Annotated in this window: 20 protein-coding genes and 1 pseudogene; 5 read left to right on the top strand and 16 right to left on the bottom strand. The window is 61.2% G+C overall.

Going from position 1 to position 26,873, the window contains the following annotated elements:
- Window positions 1-94 precede the first annotated feature (94 nt).
- From BMAGN_RS01095 to BMAGN_RS01085, 3 genes are all read left to right on the top strand, one after another.
- On the top strand, window positions 95-712 hold the full coding sequence (locus BMAGN_RS01095) for a class I SAM-dependent methyltransferase (protein WP_022859580.1): 618 nt from the start codon (window positions 95-97) through the stop codon (window positions 710-712).
- Window positions 709-4,764: an ATP-dependent RNA helicase HrpA gene (gene hrpA, locus BMAGN_RS01090; RefSeq protein WP_022859579.1), complete on the top strand. Its 4,056-nt coding sequence runs from the start codon at window positions 709-711 to the stop codon at window positions 4,762-4,764. Before BMAGN_RS01095 ends, hrpA begins: the two co-directional genes overlap by 4 nt.
- Before the next feature lie 100 nt (window positions 4,765-4,864).
- Window positions 4,865-5,776, top strand: coding sequence for a hypothetical protein (locus tag BMAGN_RS01085; RefSeq protein WP_022859578.1), 912 nt, complete (start codon window positions 4,865-4,867; stop codon window positions 5,774-5,776).
- A gap of 60 nt (window positions 5,777-5,836) precedes the next feature.
- Here BMAGN_RS01085 and glnA read toward each other — a convergent pair whose 3' ends face one another.
- The gene (gene glnA / locus BMAGN_RS01080; protein ID WP_022859577.1) at window positions 5,837-7,174 is read right to left on the bottom strand and encodes a type I glutamate--ammonia ligase; all 1,338 of its coding nucleotides are present in this window, start codon (window positions 7,172-7,174) and stop codon (window positions 5,837-5,839) included.
- A 51-nt stretch (window positions 7,175-7,225) separates the two neighbouring features.
- On the opposite strand from glnA, the gene BMAGN_RS01075 reads away from it, so the two are divergent.
- Entirely contained in the window at window positions 7,226-8,671 is a 1,446-nt protein-coding gene (locus BMAGN_RS01075) for a DUF2252 domain-containing protein (RefSeq protein ID WP_022859576.1), read from the top strand.
- Between the two features lies 1 nt (window position 8,672).
- On the opposite strand, the gene priA is transcribed toward BMAGN_RS01075, so the two are convergent.
- The 7 genes from priA to dnaE all read right to left on the bottom strand — a co-directional run bounded on the left by priA (window position 8,673) and on the right by dnaE (window position 17,746).
- Window positions 8,673-9,398 (bottom strand): bifunctional 1-(5-phosphoribosyl)-5-((5-phosphoribosylamino)methylideneamino)imidazole-4-carboxamide isomerase/phosphoribosylanthranilate isomerase PriA, encoded by a 726-nt coding sequence (priA, locus tag BMAGN_RS01070; RefSeq protein ID WP_022859575.1) that lies wholly within the window; start codon window positions 9,396-9,398, stop codon window positions 8,673-8,675.
- A gap of 81 nt (window positions 9,399-9,479) precedes the next feature.
- The gene (gene hisH / locus BMAGN_RS01065; protein ID WP_022859574.1) at window positions 9,480-10,142 is read right to left on the bottom strand and encodes an imidazole glycerol phosphate synthase subunit HisH; all 663 of its coding nucleotides are present in this window, start codon (window positions 10,140-10,142) and stop codon (window positions 9,480-9,482) included.
- A 55-nt stretch (window positions 10,143-10,197) separates the two neighbouring features.
- The gene (locus BMAGN_RS01060) at window positions 10,198-10,872 is read right to left on the bottom strand and encodes a hypothetical protein (protein WP_022859573.1); all 675 of its coding nucleotides are present in this window, start codon (window positions 10,870-10,872) and stop codon (window positions 10,198-10,200) included.
- Window positions 10,872-11,471: an imidazoleglycerol-phosphate dehydratase HisB gene (gene hisB, locus BMAGN_RS01055; protein ID WP_022859572.1), complete on the bottom strand. Its 600-nt coding sequence runs from the start codon at window positions 11,469-11,471 to the stop codon at window positions 10,872-10,874. The genes BMAGN_RS01060 and hisB overlap by 1 nt, the downstream gene beginning before the upstream one ends.
- A 28-nt stretch (window positions 11,472-11,499) precedes the next feature.
- Window positions 11,500-12,672 carry a histidinol-phosphate transaminase gene (locus BMAGN_RS01050; RefSeq protein WP_022859571.1) on the bottom strand — a complete coding sequence of 391 codons (1,173 nt, stop codon included), beginning with the start codon at window positions 12,670-12,672 and terminating at the stop codon, window positions 11,500-11,502.
- Window positions 12,669-14,066, bottom strand: coding sequence for a histidinol dehydrogenase (hisD, locus tag BMAGN_RS01045; RefSeq protein WP_033510603.1), 1,398 nt, complete (start codon window positions 14,064-14,066; stop codon window positions 12,669-12,671). Before hisD ends, BMAGN_RS01050 begins: the two co-directional genes overlap by 4 nt.
- Window positions 14,067-14,170: 104 nt before the next feature.
- The gene (gene dnaE, locus BMAGN_RS01040; RefSeq protein ID WP_022859569.1) at window positions 14,171-17,746 is read right to left on the bottom strand and encodes a DNA polymerase III subunit alpha; all 3,576 of its coding nucleotides are present in this window, start codon (window positions 17,744-17,746) and stop codon (window positions 14,171-14,173) included.
- A gap of 184 nt (window positions 17,747-17,930) precedes the next feature.
- Between dnaE and BMAGN_RS08245 the strand changes: the two genes are divergently transcribed.
- Window positions 17,931-18,197, top strand: a complete 267-nt coding sequence (locus BMAGN_RS08245) for a hypothetical protein (protein WP_152593249.1) — start codon at window positions 17,931-17,933, stop codon at window positions 18,195-18,197.
- On the opposite strand, the pseudogene BMAGN_RS01035 reads toward BMAGN_RS08245, so the two are convergent.
- The 8 genes and pseudogenes from BMAGN_RS01035 to BMAGN_RS01000 all read right to left on the bottom strand — a co-directional run bounded on the left by BMAGN_RS01035 (window position 18,165) and on the right by BMAGN_RS01000 (window position 26,839).
- Window positions 18,165-19,084, bottom strand: a pseudogene (locus BMAGN_RS01035) (RluA family pseudouridine synthase). The gene BMAGN_RS08245 and the pseudogene BMAGN_RS01035 overlap by 33 nt on opposite strands.
- A 7-nt stretch (window positions 19,085-19,091) precedes the next feature.
- Window positions 19,092-19,673, bottom strand: coding sequence for a signal peptidase II (gene lspA / locus BMAGN_RS01030; protein WP_022859567.1), 582 nt, complete (start codon window positions 19,671-19,673; stop codon window positions 19,092-19,094).
- Window positions 19,674-19,692: 19 nt separating this feature from the next.
- Window positions 19,693-21,222: a DivIVA domain-containing protein gene (locus tag BMAGN_RS01025; RefSeq protein WP_022859566.1), complete on the bottom strand. Its 1,530-nt coding sequence runs from the start codon at window positions 21,220-21,222 to the stop codon at window positions 19,693-19,695.
- A 113-nt stretch (window positions 21,223-21,335) separates the two neighbouring features.
- The gene (locus tag BMAGN_RS01020; protein ID WP_022859565.1) at window positions 21,336-21,626 is read right to left on the bottom strand and encodes a YggT family protein; all 291 of its coding nucleotides are present in this window, start codon (window positions 21,624-21,626) and stop codon (window positions 21,336-21,338) included.
- A gap of 109 nt (window positions 21,627-21,735) precedes the next feature.
- A complete protein-coding gene (locus tag BMAGN_RS01015; RefSeq protein WP_022859564.1) occupies window positions 21,736-22,200 on the bottom strand; it encodes a cell division protein SepF in 465 nt (154 codons plus the stop codon).
- 31 nt (window positions 22,201-22,231) lie between these two features.
- Complete coding sequence (gene ftsZ / locus BMAGN_RS01010; protein ID WP_022859563.1) at window positions 22,232-23,575, bottom strand: cell division protein FtsZ; 1,344 nt, start codon at window positions 23,573-23,575, stop codon at window positions 22,232-22,234.
- A 381-nt stretch (window positions 23,576-23,956) separates the two neighbouring features.
- Entirely contained in the window at window positions 23,957-25,177 is a 1,221-nt protein-coding gene (dusB, locus tag BMAGN_RS01005) for a tRNA dihydrouridine synthase DusB (RefSeq protein ID WP_081640863.1), read from the bottom strand.
- Between the two features lie 186 nt (window positions 25,178-25,363).
- Window positions 25,364-26,839, bottom strand: a complete 1,476-nt coding sequence (locus BMAGN_RS01000) for a glycine--tRNA ligase (protein WP_026501961.1) — start codon at window positions 26,837-26,839, stop codon at window positions 25,364-25,366.
- Window positions 26,840-26,873: the final 34 nt, after the last annotated feature.

The following is a 26,873-nucleotide window of genomic DNA, read 5'->3' as shown; positions in this document are numbered from 1 at the left end:
TCTCGGTGCCTTATTATCATCGCTTGAAGAGACATACGCAAGAATACGAACCAAATATTTTCATCTACGCAATATATAGACAATTCGAGGAATCATGGGATCGAACACTACGGAACAATATTTCTCCGCGACGCCCGCTTCACAGGACGTGCGCCGCGAATTTCAATTCACGATCCGCGACTGGCCGATGACCGTCACCACTTCCAACGGCGTCTTCTCGTCGTCAAAGCTCGACTTGGGCACACAAGTGCTGCTCAAGCACGCTCCCGCCGCGCCTGAAGACGGCAACCTGCTCGACCTGGGCTGCGGATGGGGCCCGATTTCCCTGGCGCTGGCCAAGGAGTCCCCCGACGCGCAAGTGTGGTCGGTGGACGTCAACGAGCGCGCGCTGGAACTGACGGCGCTCAACGCGAAGGCCAACGGCTGCGGCAACATCCGCGCCGTCACCGCCGACCAGGTTCCCGAAGACGTCCAATTTGACGCGATCTGGTCGAATCCGCCGATCCGCGTAGGCAAAGAAGTACTTCACGAATTGCTCATGACATGGCTGCCGCGCTTGAAGCCGCAGGGCCGCGCCTATCTTGTGGTGCAGAAGAATTTGGGATCCGACTCCCTGATGAAATGGTTGGCGCAGCAGCTTGGCGACGCGTATGCGGTGAGCAAGTACGCCAGTTCCAAGGGTTACCGCGTCATTGAGGTTTGCAAGGCATGAAATTTGAATATCCGCAAGAACTTCCGGTAAGCGCGGCGCGCGAGGACATCGCGCAGGCCGTCCGCTCAAGCCAGGTGGTTATTGTGTCGGGCCAGACGGGCTCGGGCAAGACCACGCAGCTGCCGAAAATCCTGTTGGAGCTCGGCCGCGGTTCCCACGGCCGCCAGATTGTCCACACGCAACCGCGCCGCCTGGCCGCGCGCACGGTGGCCGAGCGTATCGCCAGCGAATTGGGCGTACGCCTTGGCGACGAGGTCGGCTACCAGGTGCGGTTCACCGACGAAAGCTCGCGCGATACGCGCCTGCGCGTGGTGACCGACGGCATTCTGCTCGCACAGATCCAGCGCGACCCGACGCTGAGCCGCTACGACACGATCGTGATCGACGAGGCCCACGAACGCAGCCTCAACATCGATTTCCTGCTCGGATACCTGACGGCGCTGTTGCCCAAGCGGCGCGACCTCAAGCTCATCATCACGTCCGCCACGATCGACTCGGTCAAGTTCCAGCGCCATTTCGAAGAGGCGCTGCATACGAAGGTGCCCGTCATTGAAGTGTCGGGCCGCACCTATCCCGTGCAAATCGCCTACGAGCCGCTGGGCGCGGCGCCCGCGCTGGTCAACCATGTGCCGGGATTCGCCGACGGCGCGCGTCCGGGCGACGACGATTATGGCGCGGACGACGACATCGAGGACATGCCCACGGCCGTGGCGAGGGCGTGCGCGGAACTCGTGATCCTCTCGCAGCACACGACAGGTCCGCGCGACATTCTCGTCTTCGCGGCCGGCGAGCGCGACATCCACGAATACGAGGCCGCGTTGCGCCACCATTACGGTCCGCGCGCCGCGGACATGCGCCGCCCCGACGCGATCGAGATCATGCCGCTGTTCGCGCGCCTGAGCGCCAAGGAGCAGCACCGCGTGTTCGAACCGCATACGCACCAGCGCATCGTGATCGCCACGAATGTGGCGGAAACGTCGCTGACCGTGCCTTCGATCCGTTACGTGGTCGACCCGGGCCTGGCGCGCATTTCGCGTTATTCGAAGACGGCGAAAGTCCAGCGACTGCCGATCGAGCCCATTTCGCAGGCGAGCGCCGACCAGCGCGCGGGCCGCTGCGGCCGTGTGGCCGACGGCATCGCGATTCGCCTGTATTCGCGTGAAGACTACGAGACGAGGGAACGGTTCACCGAACCGGAGATTTTGCGCACGTCGCTGGGCGCCGTGGTGTTGCACATGCTTTCGGTGGGCGTGGCGAAAACTGCGGAAGACATTACCGATTTCGGTTTTATCGATCCTCCGGACATGAAGGCCGTTTCGGACGGTTTCAACGAGCTGACCGAGCTCAAGGCCATTTCGCGCAAGCACGGGCAGACGAAGCTCACGCGCATCGGCCGCCAGCTCTCGAGGCTGCCGATCGACGTGCGTCTGGGACGCATGATCATTGAGGCGGCGGCCCATACGACTCCCAACACGTTGGCCACGGTGCTCGTGATCGTGGCGTTCTTGAGCCTGCAGGATCCGCGCGAACGCCCCGACGAGGTGCGAGAGGAGGCCGACCGCATCCATAATCGTTACGCCGACGCGACCAGCGACTTTTTGACGGCCGCGAACATTTGGGACCGCGCGTTCCAGGTGGACGGCGAGATGAGCAACCACGCGTTGCGCCGCTGGTGCAAGACGGAACATTTCAATTTCCTGCGTATGCGCCAGTGGAAGGACCTTGTCTCCCAGCTGCGCCAGATGTGTAAGGAACTCAAGTTCTCCGTGGGAGAGCCGCTGCCGTCCTCGCGCCCGTCGCGCGACGTGTATGCGCTGCCGCTCAACCAGCAGCCCGCGCATTCGCTGTGCTGTTCGTGGGACGCGCAGGGCGTGCACACGTCCATGCTCGCCGGATTGCTGTCGATGATGGGCATGCAGGTGGTGAGGGACCCGAAGGCGTCCGATTTTTCCCATTTGCGCGGTCCGGCCCGCGCCCGCGCCATGAAGCGCGCGCAAAAGATGGCGAAGAACGACTATCAGGGCGCGCGCGGCACGCATTTCGCGATTTTCCCGGCTTCCAGCGTGGCCAAGTCCACGCCGTCGTGGCTGATGACGACGGAATTGGTGGAGACGAGCCGCTTGTGGGCGCGCTACTGCGCGCAAATCGATCCGGCGTGGGCCGAACCGTTGGCCGGCAACCTGACGCGCACCACGTACGCGAACCCGCATTGGTCCGCGTCCCGCGGCGCGGCCGTGGCGGAAGCGAAGATACTGTTGTACGGACTGCCGATTGTGCAGGACCGTCCCGTGATGTGGGGACGCATCAATCCGGGTGAGGCCCGCGATTTCCTGATCCGCCAGGGACTTGTGGAAGGCGACATCCACCAGCGTTTTTCGTATGACGATTTCATTGCGCGCAACATTGCCGTGCTCGAGTCCGCCGCCGACGACATGAACCGTACGCGCCAGGTGGCGCAAACGGTCAGCGATGAGGACTTGTACGACTTTTACAACGACGTGCTGCCCGCCAGCGCCATCTCGGTGGCCGACTTGGCCAAGTGGTGGAAGCAGGAACATGATGCGCATCCCGATCTGCTCACGTTCGACCCGTCGAAGGTGGAGCGGCTTGACGACGCCGCTTCGGTAAGCATGGACGATTTCCCCGACCATTGGCACACCTACGGTTCCGACGGCATGCCGATCGATTTGCGGTTGAGCTACGTGTACGACACGGCCGATCCTTTGGACGGCGTGAGCGTGCATATTCCGCTCAACGTGTTGAGCCGCATCCAGCCGGCACAGTTCACGTGGAATGTGCCGGGCCTGCTCGACGAGCTGATCGTGGCGCTGATCAAGGCGCTGCCGAAGGCGCTGCGCGTGCAATTCGTGCCCGCCCCCGACACGGCCCGCAAGATTCGCGCGTGGATCGGCGAGCATTACGACGCGCTGCCGGGTTCGGGAAGCATGGAGCATCCGAACCGCCCCCACGAGGGCGACGACGCGCAATCCACATGGCCCGACATTGCGCACGTGTTCACGAAGGCCGCGATTGCGGTGGTGGGCGCCACGATCCATCCGGAAGACTTGGAAGGCTTGCTGGCCAAACTGGCCCCCTATTTGCGCATGACGTTCATTGTGGAGCAGCCCGCAGCCCCCACGAGCCGCCATCACAAGGGCCGTCGCCATATGAAGGAGCTCGGCCGCGGCAAATCGTTGCGTGAACTCCAGCAGCAGTTCGCCGCCCAGGCGCAGGAGTCCGCGCGCAAAGCCATCCACAAGCGCGCCGAACAGGCCGCGGGCGCCGGCAAGAAAGTAACGCAGGCGAACCTGCTGCACAAGGCCGGCGCCACGAACGAGTCGCGCGAATCGATGCTGTGGCATGCCGCGCTCGACCAGTTGCGCCTGCCGGCCGAACGTATCACGTCGCGTTGGCTCGGCGCCGAAGCGCTTATACTGGCCGCCGCCCCGTACCACAGCGCCAAGGAACTGGCCGACGACTTGCAGCTGGCCGCCGTCAAGCGGCTGCTGCCCGACATCGGCTCCATCACTTCCGACGAGGAGCTCGCCCAGGCCGTCGCCGGCGTGACGCAAGTGTTCGAGGACACCGTGTACGACGTGGCCAAGGACGCCATTGAAATCCTCAAAGTGCATGCGCAGGTGGACAAGGCCGTGTCTGGCAAAGCCGACCTGCCCATGCTCTCGGTGCTCCAATCCGTGCGCGAGCATATGGCCGGCCTTGTGTACCCGGGATTCATCGGCAAGACCCCGGCCGTGCCGTTCCAATACCTGTCGCGCTATTTGCAGGCGGACCTTATGCGCATCAACAAGGCGAAAACGGACCGCAACCGCGACGTGCGCTGGGCATGGCAGGCCGACGAGGCGCGCCAGCTCGTGGACAAGGCGCGACAGCGCGCCACCACGCTGCCCGTGGGCAAAACCAGGGACGAGGCGCTGGCCAAGGCGCAGCAAGCGCGTTGGATGCTCGAGGAATTCTACGTCTCGTTGTGGGCGCAGGAATTGGGCACATCGCAGCCAATCAGCTTGCAACGCATTATGAAGGCGCTCAAGTAGCGAGCCAAACTTCGCGTGGTAGTGTGGCCTTGGTGAACAACCGGCCACACTATTTTCGTATTTGCCTTGAATCCTATCCGTCAACCGCGCCGGCTACAGCATGCACGAACACAACTCTTCCGTAAACCAATCCAAACGCACCAACCGCCTGCGCGACTCCTGGACGCGCGCCACACCAGCGCAGCGCGTACGCACCGCCATTATCGGCATCGTCTGCGCGGCCGCGCTGGTGGCCGCCACCGTCTGCAGTTCCAACGCCGCCCTCGCACGCGTCAACATGCAAACCGCGCTCGACCGCCAGGCCGAACTCGTTGAGCTCTACGGATTCGACCCGGGCAACATCATTTCCCAACACCAATTCTTCGACCGCGACGCCATGAGCGAGCACGACATCCAATCGTTCCTCAACGAACAGGGTGAAGCGTGCACGGGCAAGGAATGCCTGAAAAACGCGACGTTCACGGTCGCCAACCGCAAAGCGGACCGCTACTGCAACGAATATGTGGCCGACAAAAGCCACAAGGAACATGCGGCGAGCATCATTTACAAAACCCAGCAGGCGTGCGCCGTATCCGCCAAAGTACTGCTGACGATGCTGCAAAAGGAACAGCAGCTCGTCACGGCCGCCAACCCGACCGCGCAACAATACCGGTCCGCCATGGGATTGAGCTGCCCCGACGACAAAGCCTGCGACACCGCGTACGCGGGATTCTTCAACCAAGTGTTCGGCTCGGCGCAACGCTACCAGTACTACGTGCACCATGAGAACGAGTACGGCTACCATGCGCACGCACTCAACTATGTGCGCTTCAACCCGGATCCGGCTTGCGGCGGCACCGACGTGTACATCCACAACCGCGCCACGGCGCTGCTATACATCTATACGCCGTACCAGCCCAATACGGCGGCGCTGGCCGCGGGAGCGGGCGAAGGCGACGCCTGCTCCACGTACGGCAACCGCAATTTCTCGCTGATTTACCAAGGCTGGTTCGGGGACCCGCGCGTTTCCTGACTTTCGCGCCAACCGCAGCCGTGTTGCGGCTCCGGTCCCCGACCACCTTAAGCTCGTGCGTTAGAGCTTTTGCAAATACTTGCGCAATTCGAACGGCGTGACCTGTTCGCGGTACTCGTGCCATTCCTGGCGCTTGTTGCGGATGAAGTAGTCGAACACGTGCTCGCCCAGCACATCGGCCACGAAATCGGACTTCTCCATAATCTTCACGGCGTCGCCCAACGAACCCGGCAACGGCTGAATGCCCATCGCCTGGCGTTCCTCGTCGGTCAGCTCCCATACGTCGTCGCTTGTGGGCTCACCCAACTGCATTTTCTTGTCAATGCCGTCGAGACCAGCGGCGAGCAGCAGCGAGTACGCCAAATACGGGTTGCATACCGAATCGAGCGCACGATATTCGATGCGCGACGAGTTGCCCTTGCCCGGCTTGTATTGCGGAATGCGCAACAGGGCCGAACGGTTGTTGTGGCCCCAGCAAATGTAGCTCGGCGCCTCGTTGCCGCCCCACAAGCGCTTGTAGGAATTGACATACTGGTCGGTTACGGCGCTGATTTCCGCGGCGTGGTGCAAAATGCCGGCCGCGAACTGGCGCGCCGTCAACGACATGTTGAATTCCTGGCCCGCTTCGTAGAACGCGTTCGTATCGCCCTCGAACAGGCTCAAATGCGAATGCATGCCCGATCCCGGCGCATGCGTCAGCGGCTTGGGCATGAAGCTGGCGTGAATGCCGCGCTCCAGGGAGATCTCTTTGACCACGGTGCGGAACGTCATGATGTTGTCCGAAATCGTGAGCGCGTCGGCGAAGCGCAAATCGATTTCGTTCTGGCCCGGACCCGCCTCATGGTGCGAATATTCCACGGGAATGCCCATCTGTTCGAGCATGTTCACCGTGGCACGGCGGAAGTCCATGCCGGGGCTGCGCGGCACATGGTCGAAATAGCCGCCATCGTCGATCGGCGTCGGAGGCTGGGACCAGTCCTCCTGCTTCTTGAACAGGTAGAACTCGATTTCCGGGTGCACGTAGAACGCGAAGCCCTTTTCCTTGGCCTGCGCGAGCGTCTTGCGGATCACATGGCGCGGGTCCGCCAGGGACGGCGACCCGTCTGGCGTGTAAATGTCGCAGAACATGCGCGCCGTACCTTGCGGGCCGCCACGCCATGGCAAAATCTGGAACGTGGTCGGATCGGGACGCACGATCATATCGTCTTCGAACACGCGCGTCATGCCCTCGATCGCGGAGCCATCGAAGCCGATCCCCTCTTCGAACGCCGCTTCCAACTCCGTAGGAGAAATCGCCACGGATTTCAATGTTCCGAGCACGTCGGCAAACCACAAGCGAATGAATCGAACGTCGCGTTCCTCAACCGTACGCAACACGAATTCTTGTTGTTTATCCATAGCGTTCATCGTTGCATCCGTATGTTACAGATTCCGTTAACATATGGGCTTATGGGCAATCTTGTGCAATCAAGCGCCGACCGTCCGGTTATCGACATGACGCGCTGGCAACCATACTCTTCCGTTCGCGAACGCGGGCAGGCCGGCATCCGGCTGCGCCAGGACGTTCCGCTGCAAACGCACGCCTATTGGCATCTGGCACCGAACCGGCGTGATGTGATCGGGCTGCTCGAGGAGCAAAGCGCTTCGCGTGTCCCCGACCTCGTGCCATTGCGCTACTGGCGCATGAGCCAGTCCGCGTTCACGTTCTTCCGCGGCACGGCGCTGATCATGGCCAACGATTTGGCGAAAACCCCTGTCACGGGCATCCCCGTCCAATGTGTAGGCGACGCGCATATCGGCAATTTCGGCATTTTCTATTCGCCGACGATGCATCTGGTTTTCGATATCAACGATTTTGACGAGACGACCACGGGACCGTGGGAATGGGACATCAAACGTCTCGCCGCGTCCGTGGAAATCTGTGGCCGCGCCAACAAATTGCATGCCGACCAGTGCCACCATGCCGTCAAGGCGTGCGTGCGCGCGTACCGCGAATTCATGGACGAGTTCGCGAACATGGATTATCTGGACATGTGGTACGACCATCTGGATGTCGAGAACACGCTCGACTATTTCGAATCGGAGTCGGACGGCCGGCGCAACCGCACGTTGCGTGCCGCCGTCATGAAGGCGAAATCGAAAGATTCGGAGCGCGCCACGGGCAAACTCACTACCGAAATCGACGGGCGTCTGCGATTCAAGTCGATGCCTCCCGAACTCGTCCCGATCAGCGAACTGCGCGGATATGAGGATCTCGAAAGTCTCAGGGACCGCATCCACCAGCTGTTCGCCGCGTATCGCGACAGCTTGTATGAGGACCGCCGCCATGTGCTGGAACAGTACCATTACCATGACACGGCCCGTAAAGTCGTGGGCGTCGGTTCCGTCGGCACGCGCGCGTGGGTCAGCGTCTTGACGGGCCGCGATATTGACGATCCGCTGATGCTGCAGATGAAGGAAGCTACCGAATCCGTACTCGAACGTTTCGTGGGCCGCAACCAGTACCCGTCGCACGGCGAACGAGTCGTGCAGGGACAGAAGATCATCCAGACCACGGCCGACATTCTGCTCGGATGGACGAAATTCACGCCGCGCGACGGGCACACGCGCGACTATTACGTACGCCAATTGTGGAACGGCAAAGGGTCGATCGACATCGACCATTTGACCGAGCAGTCGCTGACCGATTTGGCGCGCATGTGCGCATGGTGCCTCGCCCACGCGCACGCCCGTACGGGAGACAGCGTGGCCATCGCGAACTATCTGGGAGGCTCCGACTCGTTCGACGTGGCCATGATGAGCTTCGCGGACTCGTACGCGGACCAGAACGACGAGGATTACGCGGTGTTCCGCGAACTTATCGCGGACGGCACGCTGCCATGCTCCAAGGACTGACCTAACGCGACACTTCGAGCGCCTCACGCAACGTGAACGCGCCCGAATACAGCGACTTGCCGAGAATCGCGGCGTCCACGCCCAGCGGCACGAGTTCCTTGAGATGCTCCAGGTCTTCCAGCGTCGCGATGCCGCCCGAAGCTGTCACGCGCGCGTCGGTGTGGCGCGCCACCTCGGCAAGCAGTTCGAGATTCGGGCCGCTCAGCATGCCGTCGCGCGCCACGTCGGTGACCACATACCGCGTGCAGCCGGCGTTGTTGAAGAAGTCGAGCGCGTCGAACAGGTTGCCCGCGTCCTTGACCCAGCCGTGCGAAGCGACGGTGTGACCTTTGACATCGAGTCCGATGGCGACACGTTCGGCGTACTGTGCCAGCATCGAAGCCGTCCATTCGGGCTGCTCCATGGCGGCCGTGCCGATGCTCACACGGCTCGCGCCCGCTTCCAGCATGCCTTCGAGCGCCGCCGTGTTGCGGATGCCTCCCGAAACTTCAATATGGACGCGGTCGCCGAAATTGCGCACGATCTGCGTGACGATATCGCGATTGTCGCCCGTGTCGAAAGCTGCGTCGAGATCTACGAGATGGATCCATGTGGCGCCCTGGTCGGCCCATTGTGCGGCAGCGTCCAGCGGGGTGCCGTAATCGGTTTCCGTGCCCGATTCGCCGCGGCGCAAGCGCACGGCCTTTCCGTTGCGTACATCGATGGCGGGAAGTAGCGTGAGCGTCATTGGCCTGTCCTTGTCAGTAGTGGTGGTGGGTAATGGTGGACGGTCGGTATCCGTAGCGGTTGGTCGGTTTATGACGGCGCGTCAGGCGCGCATCGTGCCGATCCAGTTGCGCAGCAGTTGCGCGCCGGCTTCTCCCGATTTTTCGGGGTGGAATTGCGTGGCGGAAAGCGGTCCGCGCTCGTAGGCGGCCACGAAGGGGCCGCGCCCGTACTCGCAGTAGCTCACGCACTGGTCCGCTTGGGCGAACGCATGGCCCACGTTGGCAGCTTCGCTTTCGGGAAGCGGATCGGCATGTGTGGCGGCATAGGAGTGCACAAAATAGAAGCGTTCGTTTTCCACGCCGCGCATGAGTACGGATCCGGGAGCGGCCTCAACGGTGTTCCAGCCCATATGGGGCACCACGTCGGCGTCCAGCCGCACCACTTCCCCATCAATCAGGTGCAGTCCCTCGGCATGTTCGCCATGCTCGTTGCCGGCCGCGAACATGATCTGCTCGCCCACGCACACGCCGAGCACGGGACGGTTGTCACGCAGCCGCCTGTGCACAATGTCGTCGCCGCCCGCGGCGTGAAGACCGCGCATGCATGCGGCGAACGCGCCCACACCGGGCACCACGAGCCCGTCGGCCTCCATGGCCTGCACGGGGTTGGCGGTAAGCGACACGTCGACGCCGAGGTTCGCCAGCGCGCGAACCATCGACCGCACGTTGCCGAAGCCGTAGTCGAACACCACTATTGAGGTCATTGCTGCTCCTTGTTGCGTTATTGCGCTTGCGCAAGCGGCGCCCGGTGGCGCGGGGTCAGTGCCACTTCGTGTGTAAATATTTGGCGAGCACGTCGTAAGCCTGCTCGGTGGTCAAATCGCCCGACTCGTGGACGGGGCGGCCCGAATCGATGACGCCTTGCGGGGTGTCGATGCCGAGCATGAGGTCTTCCACGAACGGTTCCGTGGTGGTGAACACGATCGGAGGCGCCATGGTCTGTCCCGCGTTGCCGTCCAGGTACACGGTGGTTTCCAGTTTGTCGGCGCGGTTGACGGCGAGGATCACGCCGAGTCCCGACACGACTTGTGTCAGGTCGCGCGCGGCCGCTTCCGGGCCGTCGCCGTCAAGGTTGTGCAGCAGAGCCACTGCGCCCTGGTGCGATTCCACGCAAGTGGCGGAAATGTCGGAGATCTGGCAGAAGGCCGCGAGCAATTCTGCGGCCGTGATGCGCGTGATGAGCATGGCCACTTTGGCGCGGTTGCCCAGCAGGCCTTCGAGATCTTCGTCAAAACGCAATGCGTCCTCGGCGGCGTGCACCATGTCCGAATCGTCGGAGCCGGAATCGGCTACGCCCGCTTCGTCTGAGCCATGGTCCTGCGAGGTTTCCTGCTCTTGGAACTCCTTTTCGAAGTCCGAGAGCGCGGCCTCGAGCTGTGCATCATCAAAATGCAGTCCGTCGTCCGAGAATGCATCGTCGTTATGTTCCGCCATTACAATGCGCCTTTCGTGCTGGGGATCCCGTCGACGCGCGGGTCCGGCTCGATGGCGAACCGCAACGCGCGGGCCAACGCCTTGAATTCCGCTTCCGCGATATGGTGCGGATCCCTTCCTGATATCACATGTAAATGTAGGCAGATTTGCGCATGGAACGCAATCGACTCCATCACATGGCGTACAAGGGAACCCGTGAAATGGCCGCCGATCATGCAGTATTGGAAGCCTTCCGGCTCCCCCGAACATACGCAGTACGGACGGCCCGACACGTCCACCACGGCTTTGGCGAGCGCCTCGTCGAGCGGCACGGTCGCGTCCGCGAACCGGCGGATGCCGCGCTTGTCGCCGAGCGCGGCGCGCAACGCCTCGCCGAACACGATGGCCGTGTCCTCCACCGTATGGTGCGCGTCGATATCGGTGTCGCCGTGGGCGCGGATCGTCAGGTCGATCAGCGAATGCTTGCCCAGCGCCGTCATCATGTGGTTGAAGAACGGTACGGAGGTGTCGATGTCGGTTTTGCCCGTACCGTCCAGATTCAGCGTGAGGTCCACGTAGGATTCGCTGGTTTCGCGGACGATGTGTGCGGTGCGTGCCATAGTTTCTCCTTTACCGACGCGAACGGCGTCAGGCGTCCTGTTCCATGCGGCGCAGCGTTTGCGTCAATGCGGTTTTGAACTGTTCCATTTCTTCGTCCGTGCCCATGCATACGCGCATCCATCCGTCGGGTCCCACCACGCGGATGAGCACGCCTTGGCCGAGCAGATCCTTGAATATGGCGTCGCGGTCGTCGAACGATCCGCCGAACATGAGGAAGTTCGACTGGCTGGGCGCCACCTGCAGCGGTATGCCGCGGTAGGTCTGGCCGGCGAGCCATTGGGCCGTGTCATTGCGGATGTCGCGCAAATGGGCCACTTGCGCGAGCTGTTCGTCGGTATGGTCGAGGGCGGCGAGCGCGACGGCCTGCGTGACGGCGGACAAGTGGTAGGGCATGCGTACGATGCGCATGCAGTTGATGATGCCCGCGTTGGCCACCGCGTATCCGACGCGCGCGCCCGCGAACGCGAACGCCTTGCTCATCGTGCGGCTCACCACGAGGTTCGGGTAGTCGTTGACCAGCGTTACGGCGCTGGGCACTCCCGGATCACGGAATTCGATATAGGCCTCGTCCACGACCACCACGGGATGCGTGCCTTCGGCCGCATCCGCCACACCCACCGTCTGGCAGTAGTCGAGAATGGCGCGCAATTCGTCCATGGGAAGCGGGGTTCCCGTCGGGTTGTTGGGGCTCGTCAAGAGCACCATGGATGGGCGCACTTGCGCGATGCGTTCCATGGTGGCCGCCACATCGATGGAGAAATCGGCGTTGCGCGGGCACAGTTCCCATTGCGTGAACGTGTCGCGCGCATACTCGGGGTACATCGAGTAGGTGGGATCGCAGCTCAGCGCGCTGCGGCCGGGTCCACCGAACGCCATGAACAGTTGCAGCATGATTTCGTTGGACCCGTTGGCCGCCCACACTTCATCCACATTCAGTGAGGCTCCCGATTCCCGCTCGAGATACCGGCACAACGCCTCGCGCAACGCGATATGCTCGCGGTCGGGATACCGGTTGAGCGAGGGCGCCACTTCACGTACGCGGCGCGCGATGGAGTCCGCTACCGCGTCGGCCACGTCATAGGGGTTCTCATTCACGTTGAGGCATACGGGCACGTCGAGTTGCGGGGCTCCGTAGGGCTCCTCCCCCACCAGGTCGTTGCGCAGCGGCAGGTCCGCGGGAATGATGGATGCGTCGCTCATAGTCCCGCTTCTTCTTCCTGTTCGGCCAACGTTTCCTTGTCATACGGGTCGACGACGAAGCGGCTCAGCACGCTTTCGCCATGCGCGGGCAGGTCTTCGGACACCGCGAACGCGTTGATCTTGGCGGCCAGGTCCTTGAGTCCCGTTTCGTCATATTCAATGATTTCGACGGGCTTCATGAACGTGTGCACGCCCAGGCCGCTCATGAAGCGGGCCGTGCCCGAGGTGGGCAGCACGTGGTTCGAGCCCGACATGTAGTCACCCAGCGGCACCGGGGAATAGTTGCCGCGGAAAATGGCGCCCGCGTTGCGGATCTGGCCGATCACGGCGTCGGGGTCGGCCGTTTGCACTTCCAAGTGTTCGGCGGCGTAGGCGTTGGCCGCGTCAATGGCCTGTGCGAGGTCGCGCGCGAGAATGATGCCCGACTGGCGGCCGCGCAGCGAGGTTTCCACACGCTCGGCGTGCTTCGTACGCGGGACGCGCTTGAGCAGTTCGGCTTGTACGGCTTCGGCCAACGATTCGCTTGTGGTGATGAGCACGGAACCGGCGAGCTCGTCGTGTTCCGCCTGCCCGATCAGGTCGGCCGCCACCCATCCCGGGTTGGCCGTGTCGTCCGCAATAATGGCGATTTCCGTGGGGCCCGCGACGGCGTCGATGCCGACAATGCCCGACACCATGCTCTTGGCCGTGGCGACGAAAATGTTGCCCGGGCCCGTGATCTTGTCCACGGGCTCGCACAGGACCACACCGTCCTGCGGTTCGGTGCCCATGGCGCCATATGCGAACATGGCGACGGCCTGAGCGCCGCCGACGGCATAGACCTCATCCACGCCGAGAATCGCGCAGGTCGCGAGAATCGTCTTGTCCGGCAGACCGTCATTGGTGGCCTTGCTCGGCGGCGTGGCGATAGCCAGCGATTCGACGCCGGCGGCCTGGGCTGGGACCACGTTCATGATGACCGAGCTCGGGTATACGGCCTTGCCTCCCGGCACATACAGGCCCACGCGCTGGATCGGGATCCAGCGTTCGGATACGCGCGCGCCGTCGGCCAGATCGGTATAGAACGGCTCGGGCACCTGGCTTTGCGCCACAGCGCGGGCGCGGCGCACGGACTCCTCGATGGCCGCGCGCACCACGGGATCCAAGTCGTCCACGGCGGCCTGGATCGCTTCCTTGGGCACGCGCAGATTCGTGACGTGGATATGGTCGAACGCTTCCTCGTATTCGCGCAATGCCGCGGCGCCGTTGGCCTTGACATTGTCGAGAATCGGCTGCACCAATTCGCTCGCCTCGCTCGTGCCCATTTCGGCACGCGGCATGGCTTCCAGCAGCTGGGAACGGGTAAGGTCCTGGTCGCGCAAGTCGATGACGCGCATGTATGTTTCTTCGCTCATGAGCGAAAGAGTAACAATAATCGGGTGGGCAACCTGTGCGCGTCTCACGATGTGCCACTGAAGTTGACCTCAGTGGCACATCGTGCTTAGGAGCGTGAACTGTGCTACGCTTCCACGGCCGCCGGACCGAACAGCGTCTTGATTTCGGCGAACAGGCTGGTGTCGCGCTCCACGCGGAACTTGTCGCCCAACGTGAACACTTGCGCGTTACCGTTCGAGTCCATGACGGCGATACGCACTTCGCAGTAGCCCGGATAGGTGCCGAGAATATGCGTCAGCTGCTGCAGGCGGTGCTTCTCCATGGCCGCCACGGGCAGCATGATCGTTACGGGACGCTCGTCCTGGGCCGTAAGCGTGGGCACCACAAGGTCGTTCACGTTGAGTTGGACGGTTTCGTCTTCCACGCGTACGCGGCCCTGGACCTGCACTACGTTGTCCACCACAAGGTCTGCGGCGGCGCGCTCGTATGCGGAACGGAACAGCGTGCAGTGGATGGAGCCTTCCATGTCCTCGATCGTGATCAGCGCCCACGGCACGCCTTTTTTCGATACGCGCCGGTCAACGTTCGTGATCAGACCAGCCAGTGTGACCTGCTGTCCGTCGGCGCCGTTTTGTGCGGAAGCGATCAGGCGCGCGATCGACATGTCGCGCAAGTTCGCGAGCACGGACTGCATGCCGCTTAGCGGATGATCGGACACATACAGGCCCAGCATCTCGCGTTCGAAATTGAGTTTCGTTTTCTTGTCCCACTCCTCCAAATCGGGCACGGTGATCGTAATGTCGCCCAACGTGTCCTCTTTTTCGGAATCGTCAAGATCGGCGAACAAGTCGAACTGTCCCGTCGCCTCCTTGCGTTTGACGCCGATCACCGAATCGATGGCCATTTCATGGATCTGGTAGATGGCGCGACGGTTCGGTTCGATCGAATCGAACGCGCCGCCCTTGATCAGGGATTCGACCATGCGCCGGTTGAGCGCGGTCAACGGAACGCGGCGCACGAAATCGACAAAATTGACATACTTGCCTTTTTCCTGCTCACGTTCGTGAATAATCGCCTTGACAGGCTCCTGGCCCACGTTGCGCACGGCGCCCAATCCGAAACGCACCACATCGCCGACTGCGGAGAATTCGAACTGCGACTCGTTCACGTCCGGCGAGAGCACCTTGATGCCCATGCGGCGCGCCTCGCCCAAATACAGGGCCGTCTTGTCCTTGTTGTTCTTGTTGTTTTCCAACAACGCCGCCATGAATTCCACAGGATAGTGGCACTTGAGGTAGGCGGTCCAATAGGAAATGAGGCCGTACGCCGCCGAATGCGCCTTGTTGAACGCGTAGCCCGAGAACGGCACGAGGATGTCCCACACGGCCTGCGCGGCCTCTTCGGAATACCCGTGGTCCTTCATGCCCTGGAAGAACGGGATCTTCTCCTTGGCCAGCACCTCGGGCTTCTTCTTGCCCATGGCTCGACGCAACACGTCGGCCTTGCCCAGCGAATAGCCCGCCAAGATACGCGCGGCAGACTGCACCTGCTCCTGATAGACGATCAGGCCGTAAGTTTCATCGAGCACCTCTTTAAGCGGTTCGGCCACTTCGGGGTGGATTGGCGTGATCTCCTGCAAACCGTTCTTGCGCTTGGCATAGTTGTTGTGCGAGTCCATATCCATCGGGCCCGGACGATACAGGGCGATCAGTGCCGAAATATCGTTGAAGTTGTCGGGCTTCAAGCTTTTGAGCAACGACTGCATGCCGTCGGAATCGAGCTGGAACACGCCCAGCGTTTCACCGCGGCTCAACAATTGGTAGGTTTCCTTGTCGTCGATCGGGATTTGCGTATGGTCGATAACGCCCTTGCCGTTGCGTTCAATGTTGTGCAAGGTGTCGCGGATCACCGTCAAGTTCGACAGGCCCAAGAAATCCATTTTCACAAGGCCCAGCGTTTCGCACGTATGGTATTCGAGCGTCGTCGTCACCGTGCCGTCGGTACGTTCCAGCAGCGGCGACGTGTTCGTGATGGGCTCGGAACCCATGATCGTGGCGCACGCATGCACACCCGTCTGGCGGATCAGGCCTTCGATACCGCGCGCCTCCTGCGTGATCTGCTGCGCGTCGACATCGGAATTGTACAGTTCGCGGAACTCGCGCGCCTCCTCATAGCGCTTCGACGTTTCGTCGAAAATATCCTTGAGGCTCGCGTCCTTGCCGTTCTTGCTCGGCGGCAGCGCCTTCGTGATGCGCTCGCCCGTCGCAAAGTCGTAGCCCATGATGCGCGCGGAATCCTTGAGCGCCTGCTTCGTTTTGATCGTGCCGTAAATCACGCATTGGGCCACACGGTCGTGGCCGTACTTGTCGGCCACGTAATCGAGCACCTTCATGCGGCCGATCGGGTCGAAGTCCACGTCGATATCCGGCAGCGACACACGTTCCGGATTCAGGAAGCGTTCGAAAATCAGGCCGTGCTTAAGCGGATCGAGTTCGGTGATGCCCATCGCGTAGGCGACCATGGAACCTGCGGCCGAGCCACGGCCCGGCCCCACCATGACGCCATGTTCCTTGGCCCAGTTGATGTAATCGGCCACCACGAGGAAGTAGCCGCAGAACTGCATCTGGCAAATCGTGCCGCACTCGTAGTCCGCCTGGGCGGCCACATCTTCGGGCACATTGCCGTCATAGCGCTTCTCGAGGCCTTCCTCCACTTTCTTGAGGAACAGGCTCGTCTCGTCCCAGCCTTCCGGACAGTCGAACTGCGGCATGAACGCGCCGTCCTCGTGGTCGTCGAACATCACATTGCAGCGTTCGGCGATCTCGAGCGTATTGTCGCAAGCTTCAGGGAGTTCCTTGAACAGTTCGCGCATCTCTTCCGAGGAACGCAAGTAATACAGCGGCTCGCCATCGAACTTGAAACGGTCCGGGTCGTTGAGGTGCGAGCCCGAGTTGATGCACAGCATCGCGTCCTGGGCGCCCGCGTCCTCGCGCAACACGTAATGCGCGTCGTTCGTGGCCACAATCGGGGCGTCCAGCTTCTTGGCGATCTCCAGCAGCTCCTTGAACACGCGCTGCTCCACCGTCAGCCCGTGGTCCATGAGCTCAATATAGAAATTCTCTTTGCCGAAAATGTCCTGCAGCTTGCCCGCCGCACGCAACGCCTCGTCGAACTGGCCAAGCTTCAAACGCGTCTGGATCACGCCGGACGGGCATCCCGAGCCGCAGATCACGCCCTTGGCATGCTTTTCCAACGTGTCGTAATCCATACGCGGATACCGCATCACGCGGCCTTCGAGATTGGCGATGGACGACGCCTTGAACAGATTGACCAAGCCTTCGTCGTTCTCCGCCCACAACGTCAAATGGCAGATGCGGCCGCCGCCCGACACGTCATCGGGGTTGCGCTGGTGATGCGGCACGGGAACCCAATTCTTATCCCACGACACCACGGTTTTGTCATGCCTGTCGGTTTCCGGCGTCTGGTACGCCTCAATGCCGATAATCGGCTTGACACCGACCTTGACGGCCTCGCTCCACATCTCATAGGCGCCATGCATGTTGCCATGGTCGGTAATGCCTATGGCCGGCATATTCAAATCTTTTGCAGCCCTCACGAGCTCGGGGATTTTCGCGGCCCCGTCGAGCAGCGAATAATGCGTATGATTGTGCAGCTGAACAAAATTGCCGGAAGAAGTCATAGCACACTAATTTAATAGACCGAACCGACGGGCGCCAGTGCCCGCGTCACAACATTCCGGGAAATTCACGTTTACACATCGTGGCTGTGCATACCAGGCACCGCCGTGCACATACTGCGCCTCCGCTTGCAAACGGACGCCAAGCGGACCACACTGGTAGCACCCATATCCGAAGAGGTGCAGTATGGTCCGCTTTCATCACACCAACCGTCCGGCGCGCGACGCGCTTGCCGTGACGAGCCTCGCACTGGCCATCGCGTCAATAGTGTTTGTAGCACTGGAACTTGCGGGGCATGCGTATCTCAACCGTGGCGTCTACCATCCGTTGGATGCGCTGGTCATGCTTGCACTACTCTATCTAGCCATTCCCACGGTCGGCTGCTGTATTGGCGCAATAGTTACGGGAGCGCTGGCGCTGTCACGCCGCATGCAGCGAACGCATGGTATCTAGCGCGTGTTGCAGGTCGGCCGGGTATTGGGAGGAAACCGTCGTCCACACATGCGTGCGCGGATGTCGGAACTCGAGCTGCATGGCGTGCAGCCACTGGCGTTCCAGCCCCAGCTCATGCGACAATACGGGATTGGCCCCATACATGGGGTCTCCCACCAGCGGATGGCCGATTGAGGAGAAATGGACGCGGATCTGGTGCGTGCGTCCCGTTTCCAGATTGATTTTCGCCAATGTCGCCTCGCCGAAGCGTTCCAGCACATCCCAATGCGTGATGGCTTCCTTGCCGGCCGGCGTGACGCAGAAGCGGAAGTCGGACACTTTGGCGCGTCCGATCGGAGCTCGATGGTGGCCTTGTCTTCCTTGAGGTTGCCTTGGGCCAACGCGTGGTAGGTTTTCACCACTTCATGCTCGGCGAATTGGCGGCGCATCTCCTTGTAGGCCAACTCGGACTTGCATACGAGCATCAGTCCGGACGTGCCTACGTCAAGACGCGACACGATGCCTTGGCGTCCCGGAGCGCCATACGACGTGATATGCACGCCGCGGTCGAGCAATGAACCCAATACCGTCGGGCCCGTCCATCCCACCGACGCGTGTGCGGCCACGCCCACGGGCTTGTCGACCACCACCACATCGTCGTCTTCATACACGATGCGCATGTCGGTGGCGATCGGCTCGGGTTCCTTGCGCTCCTCCACGAGATCGAATTCAATGAGGTCGCCGGCCTGCAGCGCGGCGGCCTTGTCCACATGGCGTCCCAGCACGCGCGCCTGTCCCGTGGTCACCACGTCGGCGGCTTTGGCGCGGGAAATCCCCAGCATCTTCGCCACGGCCACGTCGAAACGCTTGCCGATTAACGCATCAGGTGCAGGAACCATGTGTTCCATAAGCTTGTCATCCTTCCTGAACTGGGCCCGAAGACCCATGAAGCATAGCGGCCTCATTTTCCTTGTAGTGGGCGATTTCCCTGTCGAGTTCCTTTTGGCTGAACGGGACGCCCGCGATCAGCATGATCACGATGCCCACGCCCGCCACGCACAGGAACACGTCGGCCACGTTTCCCACGGACCAGCCGTAGTTGAGAAAATCGATGACCTTGCCGTTGAGGAATCCGTCCGCATAGGCGATGCGGTCAATCAGGTTGCCCAGCGCTCCCGAGAACGCCAAGGCGAACATTACCGTCCACGCCATGGAAATCGTTTTGACCATAAGCCATACCAGCACCACGCATGCGGCGCATGCGATAAGGCTGATCAGCCATGTCATGCCCGACCCCATGCCCAGCGAGGCGCCGGGGTTGCGCACGAGTGTAAGCGACAGCATGCGCGGAATGATTACCACTTGCTCGCCCGCGTGCAGCGTATGGACGGCCCACCATTTGGTGAGCTGGTCGAGAATCAACGCGATAACAGATATACACGCAAAGACGGCCACGCGTTCACGCAGCCGTCTTTGCTGTTTAGACTTGCTCGCCAATTGAGTGCGTCCCTAGTCCTCAGTTGTTCTGTTCAACGGAGTTGTAGGTGTTCGTGTCCGAAACCTGGGCCTGGAGCTGGCCGAGGAATTCGGTGAGGCGTGCACGGTATTCGGTCTCGAACTGCTTGAGGCCCTGGATGTTGCCCTGAATGACCTTGGACTGCGTCTCCAGGTTCTCGCGCACCTGCTGGGCGTAATCGTCAGCGGCAGCACGCGTCTTGGAGGAGTAGTCGTCGGCGGCGGTACGCGTCTTCTTGTCGTACTCGTCGGCGTGGTGCTCGGCGTCGGCCTTGTACGCGTCGATTTCGTTGTGACGTTCCATCACGTACTTGTCCGCTTCGCTCTTCTTCTCTTCGGCGTAGCGGTTGCCTTCAGCTTCCTTGCCGGCTGCGTAGTCGTCGGCTTCCTTGGACTTCGCGGCCGCGTAGTTGTTGGCTTCGGCGGTCTTGTCCGTCACGTACTGGTCAGCCTCGGCGTGCTTGTTCTTCATGTACGTGTCGGCGTTTTCGCGCGTCTGGGCCGCGTAGTTGTCGGCGTCGGAACGCGTGGAGGCCGAGTAGTCGTCGGCGTTGTCGCGCGTCTTCTTGCTGTAGACGTCGGCGCCTTCGTGCGTGCGCTTGTTGTACTCGTCGGCTTCGGAACGCGTGCGGTTCGAGTAGTCGTTGGCCTTCGTGATGAGGTCTTCGTACTTGCGCTGGCTCTCTTCGGTGATTTCCTTGGCCTTGGCCTTGCCCTTGTCGACATACTGGTCGTGCAGCTGCATGGCCAGCGTCAGCATGGCGGTGGCGCGCTCCGGCTCGGTGGAAGCGGTGGCGGCGGCGCTCTTGATCTTCTGCAGGCTGCCCGTCTCCGTGTTCGGTTCCATCTTGGAGACCTGGTCGCGCAGATGCTCTTCGCGCTGCTTGGACTCGTTGAGCTGCTTGGTGAGCTCCTGGATCTTGGCCTGCTGGGCTCCGGCGTCGGCGCCATTGCGCTCGGCGGCGTCGAGGTCGCTACGCAACTTCGCGTTCGCGGCCGTCAGCTCGTCGCGCTGCTTGGTGAGTTCGGAAATCTGTCGACCGAGATCCGGCTGGGCGGCGTCCTTGGCCGCCTGGGCGGTCAGCTGGTCGACCTGGGCGGACAGACGGTCCACCTGATCCTTGAGCTGCTCGTTCTGGGAAGTCAACGCGTGGTTGTTCTGCTCGGATTCCTTGAGCTTGCCTTCCACGGCCTGCGCCTGGGACCGGGCCGCCTCGACGGCCTTGGCCGCCTGCTCGTTGTTGCCGTTCGAAGCCGCGGCAGCTGCTTTAAGGTTCTGGTTTTCATGAGAAAGCGACTGCACCTGCGCAGTCAGCTCCGAGATCTTGGTGTTAAGAGCGGAAACATCCGGACCAAGAGCCTGGGTGGCCTGGCCACCGGCTCCGCCGGCTACCGCCTGGCGACCCAAAGCTTCCACCGTAGCGGTGACCTGATCAAGAAAATCGTCGACCTCGTCGACGTCATAACCTTCCTTAAAACGAACAGTCTGGAAGGTATGCTCCCTAATGTCATTAGGCGTCAAAAGAGCCATATTATACACCTCACTTTGGGGCAATGCCTCGCTAAATTGGACTTAATTTCTGATGGTAACACGAAACATGTCGCATCACTGCGATTTGCCGTTGTTTTCGACTGCTGCCGAACTTAAATTAGAATGCGCAGCACTATCAGCGCGAAATACAATACGAGGAAACTCGTATCGAAATAGACGCGTCCCATTGGGATAGGCTTGATATATCGGCGCAGCCAGCGCAATGGCGGTTCCGTAAGCGCGTAGACGATGCGGATAAGCGTCGCCACAAACCCGTGCGGATACCAGTGGCGCGCCAGCACTTGCACCCAGTCGAGAATCATGCGGACGAACAATACCGCAATGTATGCCTCGATGAGGATGTCGATAATGCCTAACACAAGCGACACAAAAGCAGAGATCATGCTCTAAGCCTATAAAAAGGGATAGAACATGATCTCCGGTGACAGGTGAGTTTTTACGAAAACTCCGTATTTTTTTAATCTTAAATTATAAATTTATTATTGTGGGCGCTCAGTCGGAGAACAGATCGCGGGCCATGCCGTCCTGCGCCTCTTCCGACACAATATTCACTTGGGCCGGGCTCAACAGGTAGACGCGGGACGTCACCTTTTCCACGGATCCGGACAGACCGAACACCACACCCGTAGAAAAGTCGAGTACGCGCAACGCGACGTCCTTCGGCAGGCTCTCGAGATTGAGCACCACCGGAATGCCGCTGCACAGCGAACGGCCGACCAAGTGGGCGTCGTCGAAATTGCGCGGCTGGATCGTCGTGATCCTGTTAAACTTGCCCGCGAACGGATTCGCGGACTTCTGGGAGGATGCGGACGGCGCCACGGAAGACTGCGGCGTGTAGTCCGGTTCGATCGTGGACTCCAATTCCTCGTCCTCTTCCTCGGTTACGTAGGCGTCGTCATTTTCGTCCACCACGTCGGAAAGACCTAAATATGTCTTGAGTTTACCTAACGCAGGCATCGACAGTTCCCTTTTCTTTCACGCTTGTGAATTAGCGAAGGAAATCCGGGAGGTCAAGATCCCCAGCGGGATCGTTGCCCAACGGATAGCCTCCGAAGTTCGGATTATACATAGGCTGGGTCGGCTGCGCCGGTTGCACGGGCTGGACCGGCTGCACAGCGGGCTGGACCGGCTGCACGGGCTGCTGGGTCTGCTGCGGAACGGCCGGCTGCACAGGCTGCTGCACGGGCTGGGACTGCTGCGGCGCCGGCTGCTGCGTGGCAGCGGGCTGCTCGGCGGCCTTCTTGGACTCGTTGACCTGGTCCTCGGCGGTCTGCTTGAGATCCTCAACCTTCTTGTGGTCGACGTTGCTGTTGGCGTCGAATCCGGCGGCGATCACCGTGACGGAGACCTCGTCGCCATAGCTGTCGTTAAGCGACATACCCCAAATGATCTGGGCTTCCGGATGGGCCGCCTTGCGGACCATGGACACAGCGTCGTTGACTTCGAACATGCCCAAGTCGGTCGGGCCGGCCACGTTGACCAGCACGCCGCTGGCGCCCTCGATGCTGGATTCCAGCAGCGGGGAGTTGATGGCCTTCTCTGCAGCCTTGATGGCGCGATCTTCGCCCTGCTCGGAACCGATGCCGAACAATGCGGAGCCCGAATCGTGCAGGACGGCCGTCACATCGGCGAAATCGACGTGGATGTACGGGTTGTCCATGGTGATCAGGTCGGTAATGCCCTGCACACCAGCGAGCAGAGCGGAATCGGCGGCCTTGAACGCGTTCATGACGGTGATGGAACGGTCGCCCAGCTCGAGCAGGCGGTCGTTCGGGATCACGATAAGCGCGTCGACCTCATGGCTCAGCGCCTCGATGCCGCCAGCCGCGGCACCCGCGCGCTGCGGGCCTTCGAACGAGAATGGACGGGTAACCACGGCGATGGTCAGTGCGCCGGCCTCCTTGGCCGCGCGGGCGACCACAGGGCTTGCGCCCGTACCGGTGCCGCCACCTTCACCGCACGTGATGAACACCATGTCGGTGCCCTGCACGCATTCGGTGATTTCCTGCTTGTGAGCCTCGGCGGCGCGTTCGCCGCGGGAAGGATCGGCGCCTGCGCCCAGGCCGCGGCTGTTCTTGTCCACCAACGCGATCTTCGCGTCGGCCTTAGAATAGAACAGATCCTTCTTATCGGTGTTGATCGCCACGAATCCCACGTTCGAAAGACCGTCGTCAATCATTCGGTTGATCGCGTTGCCACCGGCGCCGCCCACGCCGATGACCTTGATGATGGTCTCTTCTTCGAACGGCATCATGCCATCATCGGCAGATGGATCGTAATCATAGCTGTCGTAGTCTTTGAAATTGTCTGACTGGGCAATCTCGCTCACCATAGTCTCCTGTCACTCACGGTCTATTGCTCTACTGTATCGCAAACATTGTGATAATTGCCGACTGCGCCTATTTTTTCACCGATATATTTACGCTTTACTCTGGATCATTTCGTACATACGTGTCTCGCCGATGTTCCCTCGCAGCACTCCATGGTTTTCCATAACGATTCAGTACGTACGTGTGCCCCAGCGCCAGTTGTTTGTGTGAAACATTGAAGTACATTGTTATCGTTTTATTCGCCAGCAATAAGACCGTTTCATATCTCGGACAGTTCACGATCAGTGAACAGAACAACGTCCTTACTATACGGAGTGCTCGATACAACAATATAAATCGACAAACCCGAGCAAAATAATCGGGAACGCGGCAAAAAACCGAAATTAATAGCTTGCATCCATCGGATCGTCACCGAACAATGTTTCACGCTCGTCGTGCGTGGTCGTGCGCGACTCGAGCCAGCCGTACGGCAAGTGCACTTTGCGTGCGAAACGGACACGGCCGCGCGGCTTGTCGACCACGCGTTCGGACAGTGTCGCGGACAGGTCGAGCGTGTCGACCACCTTGCGCATGTCGTCGAGGCTCTCGCATTCCATGAACGCGCGGCGCACGGAACCTCCCACAGGAAATCCCTTGACATACCACGCCACATGCTTGCGCATATCGTGCACGGCCTGACGTTCGTCGCCGTCGTAGAACTCGCACATGAGCTGCGCATGACGCAACATGACGGAGCACACTTCGCCGAGGTCGGGGCGCACACGCTCGTCCTCCCCCGCAAACGCGTGCTTGATGTCCGCGAAAATCCAGGGACGGCCCTGGCAGCCGCGGCCGATCGCCACACCCGCGCAGCCCGTCTGCTCCACCATGGCCAGCGCGTCGTCGGCGCCCCAAATGTCGCCGTTGCCGAACACTGGAATGGACAGCTGTTCCACAAGCTCGCCGATGCGCGTCCAGTCGGAGTGGCCGCCATAATATTCGGCCGTGGTGCGCGCGTGCAGCGTCACGGCGGCGCAACCTTCTTCCTGCGCGATTTTGCCGGCCTCATGGAACGTTTCGTGTTCGTGGTCGATACCCACGCGAATCTTGGCCGTCACGGGAATATTGGCTTCCTGGCACACGCCCACCACGCGCGAGACCACGTCCTGGAACAGGTCCGTTTTCCACGGCAGAGCCGAACCGCCGCCACGACGCGTCACTTTGGGCACGGGACATCCGAAGTTGAGGTCCACATGGTCGGCCATGTTGTTGTCGACCACAATGCGCGCGGCCTGTTCCATAATCGACGGGTTCACGCCGTACAGCTGCAGCGAACGGATCTTTTCCGTGGGCGCGAAACGGCACAGGCGCAACGCCTTGGGGTTGCCCGCGACGAGCGCGCGGGCCGTGATCATTTCGGCCACATACAGGCCGTCGGGACCGTATTCTTCACAGATCACGCGGAACGGCCAGTTCGTCACGCCGGCCATCGGGGACAGAATAACAGGAGTCTGCACGTGCAGCGGGCCGAGTTCCATGGGATCAAGCCGGACTTTGCGGTCCGTGACCGTCGCGTCCGTACGGGGATCCAATTGTTCCGTTTCATTCGCGGCGGTGAGAATCATCTCATCCTGGCGGCCAGAAATAACCGTTTCCGGACCTTTACTGCTCACGTGCGTTCCTTTCGTCAATATCGTATTCAGCATAGAAAAATATGAAGACCTCCGCATGATGCGGAGGCCTTCATATATCAGTACTATGCCGGTGTTTAATCGATGCCGGATTATTCGGCACCGATCAATGCGGCGCGATCAGTACAGTCCGCCCGCTTCGGCGATCTTGACCGAATCCGGCCACGCTTCGCCACCGAATTCGACAGGCTTCTGCGGCACGCGCACGCGCTTGTCCTCGATGCGGGCGCGCACGTAGTCGGCGACCTTGTCGAGGGCGACGCGTTCCTGCTGCATGGTGTCGCGCTCACGGATTGTAACGGCCTGGTCGTCGATCGTGTCGAAGTCCACGGTGATGCACAGCGGGGTGCCGATTTCGTCCTCGCGGCGGTAACGGCGGCCGATGGCGCCGGACTCGTCGTAGTCGATCATCCAGTCGTTCAGGCGCAGGTCGGCGGCCAGATTGTGGGCGATTTCCTGCAGCTGCGGCTTCTTGCTGAGCGGCAGCACGGCGGCCTTGACAGGGGCCAAGCGCGGGTCGAGGCGCAGCACGGTGCGCTTGTCCACGCCGCCCTTCGTGTTCGGAGCCTCGTCCACGTCGTAGGCGTCCACGAGGAACGCCATAAGCGAGCGGCTCAGGCCGGCGGCCGGTTCAATGACGTACGGCACGTACTTCTCGCCCGTGGCCTGGTTGAAGTAGCTCAGATCTTCGCCCGAGTGCTCGGCGTGGGCGGACAGGTCGAAGTCGGTGCGGTTGGCCACACCTTCGAGCTCGCCCCAGTCGGAGCCCTGGAAGCCGAAGCGGTATTCAATGTCCACCGTGCGCTTGGAGTAGTGGGCGAGCTTCTCCTTCGGATGCTCGTAGTGGCGCAGGTTCTCCGGCTTGATGCCCAGATCGAGGTACCAGTTCGTACGGGCGTCGAGCCAGTACTGCTGCCATTCCTCGTCGGTGCCCGGCTCCACGAAGAATTCCATTTCCATCTGTTCGAACTCGCGCGTACGGAAGATGAAGTTGCCCGGCGTGATCTCGTTGCGGAAGCTCTTGCCCGTGTTGGCGATGCCGAACGGCGGCTTGGAACGCGAAGAGGTCATCACGTTCTTAAAGTCCACGAAAATGCCCTGCGCGGTTTCCGGACGCAGGTAGTGCAGCGAGTTCTCGTCTTCGACGGGGCCCAGGTGCGTGCGCAGCATCATATTGAAGTCGCGCGGTTCGGTCCATTCGCCACGCGTGCCGCAGAACGGGCAGGCGATGTCCTTCAAACCGTTTTCCGGCAGCTTGTCGCCATGCTTTTCGGCATAGGATTCCTCGAGCTTGTCGGCGCGCTGGCGCTTATGGCAGCTGAGGCATTCGATCAGCGGGTCGTTGAATACGGACACGTGGCCGGAAGCCACCCACACGTCGGACGGCAGGATGATGGAGGTGTCCACGCCGACGACGTCGCCACGCGTCACCACCATGGAGCGCCACCATTCGCGCTTGATGTTATCTTTCAGCGCCACGCCCAGCGGACCGTAGTCCCATGCGGAACGCGTTCCGCCGTAAATCTCTCCGGCGGGGAATACAAAACCACGACGCTTCGCAAGGGAAACGACTTCATCGAGTTTGGAAACAGCCACAATGCACCTTCTGGTTTGAACGGTTTGGGGTTTG

Source organism: Bifidobacterium magnum (genome assembly GCF_000741255.1).
In the GTDB taxonomy this organism is placed as follows: domain Bacteria; phylum Actinomycetota; class Actinomycetes; order Actinomycetales; family Bifidobacteriaceae; genus Bifidobacterium; species Bifidobacterium magnum.
This window is presented reverse-complemented; position numbering and strand designations above follow the sequence as displayed.